This window comes from Helicobacter pylori, from assembly GCF_002832345.1.
In the GTDB taxonomy this organism is placed as follows: Bacteria; Campylobacterota; Campylobacteria; order Campylobacterales; family Helicobacteraceae; genus Helicobacter; species Helicobacter pylori_CP.
Genome location: NZ_PHLZ01000056.1, coordinates 1 through 1368, shown reverse-complemented (window position 1 = coordinate 1368; position 1368 = coordinate 1). Strand labels below are relative to the sequence as shown.

The 1368-nt window shown below is 61.5% G+C and carries 1 protein-coding gene; it reads right to left on the bottom strand.

Annotation, left to right across the window (positions count from 1 at the left end; translation table 11 throughout):
• Window positions 1–209 precede the first annotated feature (209 nt).
• Window positions 210–1160 (bottom strand): IS481-like element IS481 family transposase, encoded by a 951-nt coding sequence (locus CXY28_RS08545; RefSeq protein WP_005012067.1) that lies wholly within the window; start codon window positions 1158–1160, stop codon window positions 210–212.
• Window positions 1161–1368 lie beyond the last annotated feature (208 nt).

Sequence of the window (1368 nt, the reverse complement as noted above, 5' to 3'; positions counted from 1 at the left end):
AATTTCTTTAAAGCGATATAGGTTAAAACGCCATCAGGGGCTTTCATCTGCCCTTTACCCACTTCATGCACGGAACGCCGCTTCGAACATGCCCATCTTGCGGCAGACCTCCTCGAGTGGCGCCGTGGTGTCGAACGCCATCCGCGCTTGCGTGAACGTTGACTGTTTCATGGCGATGTCCTCTCTGGGCTCGTTTCGCCTGAACCCTCCTAGCTGTGAACTGTCAATAGGTTGTATTCGTCCAGGTTGAGTCTGGAGATGGGTACAGCGCGCCCGATGCCTTGGTGGGGTCGATGCCAGTTGTAGTGGTGTAGCCAGGATTTCATGGCATCGGCTCGGTGTTGGGAGTTCTGGTAGGTGTGAGCGTAAGCCCACTCACGCAAGGCCGACTGGATGAAGCGTTCGGCCTTGCCATTGGTCTGTGGGCGGTAAGGTCGGGTAAAGCGGTGCTTGATGCCCAGCTCATGGCACAGCGCGGCGAAGGCGCGGCTGCGAAAGGCCGAGCCATTGTCGGTGAGCAAGCGCTGGATGGTCACGCCCAGGCGCTGGTAGTAGGCCACTGCGTCCTTGAGGAACTGGACGGCGCTGGGGAAGCGCTCGTCGGGGTGGATGTCGGTGAAGGCCACGCGGGCGTGGTCATCGATGGCCACGAAGACGAAGTCCCAGCCGGCCCCCTCAACGGTATCGCGTCGGTTGCCCGTGACCCGGTGGCCAGGGCGCTGGATACGTCCCAGCTTCTTGATGTCGATGTGCAGCAGATCGCCGGGGGCCTGATGCTCGTAGCGCACCACCGGCTCGGCCGGCTCCAGGTCGGCCAGGTGCGACAGACCGGCGCGGGCCAGGACGCGGCTGACGGTGCTGGCTGACACGCCCAGCGCCTGGGCGATGCGCGCTTGGGTCAGCCGCTTGCGGCGCAGCTCCACGATAGCCAGCGCCTTGGCCGGCGCAATCGCTCGGGGCGAGACCGTCGGGCGCGAGGACGCATCGGCCAAGCCCGCCTGGCCCTGAGCCAGGAAGCGGCCCAGCCATTTGCGCACAGTCGGCGCGGTGACCCCATAGGCGCGGGCCGCTTCAGGCACACAAACTTGATGGGCGATCAATTGCTGGACCATTTCGAGTCGACGTAGGAAGGTCAATCGGGCATGCTTATGGGTGTTCATCCGGCCGGGCTCCTTGAGTGAACTGGGGGGGTGGCGATTTCCAGTTTCTCAAATCCGGTTCGGATGAACCATGCATACAACCTATTGAATCTTCACAGCTAGCGCTGCCGTATCAGGGCTTGGACGGCGCCGACTATCATCAGCGTATTGCTTGATAGCGTTTTGAACCAATTCTTTCCCTTTGAGGTATTCTCGCACGAATTTAGGC